The 2,877-nt window shown below is 73.6% G+C and carries 3 protein-coding genes; 1 reads left to right on the top strand and 2 read right to left on the bottom strand.

The genetic code is table 11. From position 1 onward, the window contains the following. On the bottom strand, positions 1-957 hold a 957-nt coding region (locus C5508_RS19110; protein WP_104526488.1), incomplete at its 3' end, for an MBL fold metallo-hydrolase. A gap of 56 nt (positions 958-1,013) precedes the next feature. Here C5508_RS19110 and C5508_RS19105 point away from each other — a divergent pair. Then, on the top strand, positions 1,014-1,532 hold the full coding sequence (locus tag C5508_RS19105) for a hypothetical protein (protein WP_157944156.1): 519 nt from the start codon (positions 1,014-1,016) through the stop codon (positions 1,530-1,532). A 35-nt stretch (positions 1,533-1,567) separates the two neighbouring features. On the opposite strand, the gene C5508_RS19100 is transcribed toward C5508_RS19105, so the two are convergent. After that, positions 1,568-2,803, bottom strand: a complete 1,236-nt coding sequence (locus C5508_RS19100) for a M23 family metallopeptidase (RefSeq protein WP_104526486.1) — start codon at positions 2,801-2,803, stop codon at positions 1,568-1,570. Positions 2,804-2,877: the final 74 nt, after the last annotated feature.

The raw sequence follows: 2,877 nt of genomic DNA, 5'->3' as shown, positions 1-2,877 counted from the left end.
TGCTTGTTCATATATTTGTTTTCTTTTTTTTTGTATTTTAACGCAGCCCACAGGGTTCTCCCATTTCCTTTGTGTGGCCGCGTCGGATGTGTATAAGAGACCCTCCCCCGCCGTCCCGAGGACGACCCGGCCCTCGGCCGCCAGCTTGGCCAGCGTCGCGCGGGTGGACTGGGCGGCCGCCGGCCAGACCGCGCGGGGCACCTCGGCATAGACGTGCGCCACGAGCCCGTCGACGGTGCCGGCGCCACCGGCCAGCGCATCCAGCAGCTGCTGCTCGCGGAAGGCCCGGTGCGCCAGGTAGTACGCGAGGACGGCGCCCGGGTCCTCGGTCAGCTCCGGCCCGTGCCCGCAGTACAGGGCGCTCGGGCCCAGGTCGTGCACCCGGCGCAGCGACTCCAGGTAGGCCACGACGTCCCCCTCGGGGTGCGGAACCACCGACGTCCCGCGGCCCAGCACGTGGTCACCGACCAGGACGGCGCCGGACTCCAGCCGGAAGGCCAGGTGGTCGGCGGTGTGGCCGGGGGTCGCGACGACGTCGATCGCAGTACCGGCCAGGGTCAGCCGCTCCCCGGCCTCCAGCACCCGCCCACCTGGCCCGGCGACTATCCGGTCGGCGGCGGCCACGGGCGCCCCGAAGCGGGTGCCCCACGGCCGGGCCGCCTCGGCGTGGTCGGCGTGGTGGTGGGTCACCAGCACGGCCACGCAGCGGGCGTCCCGCGCGGTGAGCGCGGCCTCGACGGCGGCGAGGTGCGCGGCGTCGTCGGGCCCCGGGTCGACCAGCACCGCCTGACCGCTGCCGGCCGCCCCCACGACGTAGGTGTTCGTGCCGTCCAGCGTCATCGAGGAGGGGTTCGGGGCCAGCACACGCGTGACCAGCGGCTCCAGCTCGGTGGTGCGGGGCAGGGTTCCGGGCGCGGGCAGGCCCCAGTCGGCGCGGGGATCGGACGGGGCGGTCACGGACGCACGCTATCGGTGGGCCCGCGCCGCCCGCTCCCGGCCGCTAGCCTGCCGTCATGCGCCGAACCCGCTCCGCCTGTCGCACGGGCGTCTCCGTGGCCGCAGCTCTCGTCCTGCTCACCGCCTGCAGCGGCTCCGACGAGGAGGGCTCCGCGTCGGGTTCCTCGACCAGCCCCTCCTCCAGCGCTTCCGAGTCGACGGCGCCCTCGGCCGACTCCGAGTTCTGCACGGAGGCCGCCAGCATCCAGGAGCGGCTGGAGGCGACGGTCGCCGACTCGTCCGACCCCACCCAGCTGCCGGCGATCCTGGACGAGGCCGCGACCGAGATCCGGGCCATCGAGGCCCCCGACGAGATCGCCGACGACTGGTCGGCCCTCGCCGACGGCGTCCAGCAGTTCTCCGCGGCCATCGCCGGCATCGACTTCAACGACCCGAACGCCCTCGCCACGCTGGAGCAGAAGCTGACGCCGCTGCAGCAGCAACTGGACTCCGCGTCGACCAACGTGAGCACCTACCTGCGCGACGAGTGCGGCATCGACGTCTCCTCGACGGACCCGGCCGCGCCCACCAGCTGATCCGAGCCGGCTGGACGGCCCCCTGCGGGGGCCGTTCAGCCGCCGCAGCCGCCCAGGAAGATGCCGCGGGCGTTGAGCCAGGGCACGGGGTCGACCTGACCGCCGTACATCATGCCGTTCGGGTGCACCTCGAAGTGCAGGTGCGGGCCGGTGGACTGACCCCGGTTGCCGACCTCCGCGATCTGCTCGCCGGCCGTGACGCGCTCGCCGGCCGAGACGAAGTAGCGGTTGACGTGCCCGTAGACGGTGACCTCACCGTCCACGCCCTCGATGTAGACGGCCTGCCCGAATCCGGTCGCGGCGCCGGCCCGGCGGACGACGCCGGAGGAGGCGGCGTAGATCGGCGTGCCGATGCGCGCGGCGATGTCGACGCCGCCGTGCAGAGCCCCCCAGCGCCAGCCGAAGCAGCTCGACACGCGGCCCGAGGTCGGCTTCGCATGGCCGGAGCTGACCTGGCCGACACTGCCGCCGCTGCTACTGCTGCTGCCACCGCTGCTGCCGCCGCCGCTCGATCCGGCGGAGCTACGGGCTGCTGCGGCCTCGGCCGCCGCCCGCGCGGCGCGCTCGGCCGCAGCTGCCGCCTCGGCCTCCTCGGCCCGCTTCTGCGCCTCCCACTCGGCGTAGGCGTTGCGGGCCCCCTGCAACTGCAGCAGCTGGATCTGCGCGGCCTGGAGCTGCTGCTCGTACTGCGCCTTCTGCGCGTCCACCTGCTGGTAGGCAGACTGCTGCTCGGCGAGCCGGGCGTCGGCGGTCTGCTTGGCCGCCTCCGCGACGTCCTCGGCGGAGGCGCTCTCGTCGCGGGCGGCCCGCGCGGCGGCATCGGCGTTGGCCTGCCGGACCCGCGCGACCTCGAGGGCGGCGAGGACGTCGACCTGGTTGTCGGCGACGTAGTCGAGCATCGCGGCCTTCTGGATGAGGTCGCCCGGCCCGTGGGCGTCCAGGAGCGCCGCGGTGCTGGAGAGGGACGAGCCCTTCATGTAGGTGTCCCGGGAGAACGTGGCGATCCGGGCCTCCGCGGCGGCGACGGCGCCGGCAGCCCGCTCCAGCTCGGCGGCTGCCTGGTCGGCGGCGGCCTGCGCCATCTGGAAGGCCTCAAGCGCGGCCTCGTAGGCGACCCCCGCGGCCTCGGCCTGGAGGCCGTACCGCTCGACCTCGGCCTCAGCGGCAGCGAGCAGCCCGCTGAGCCGGCCCACCTCGGCGGCTGCCGCGTCCTGGCTGGTCCTCGCCGCACCGAGCTGGCCGTCGGTCGGGTTGGGGGGCGGCGGCGGCACGGCGACGGCTGTCTCTTATAAACATTTAACGTTTCCGACGAACAAGAAAAACAAGATGTCGGTGGTCGCCGTTA

It is taken from the genome of Blastococcus atacamensis (assembly GCF_002938425.1).
GTDB lineage: Bacteria > Actinomycetota > Actinomycetes > Mycobacteriales > Geodermatophilaceae > Blastococcus > Blastococcus atacamensis.
This window is presented reverse-complemented; position numbering and strand designations above follow the sequence as displayed.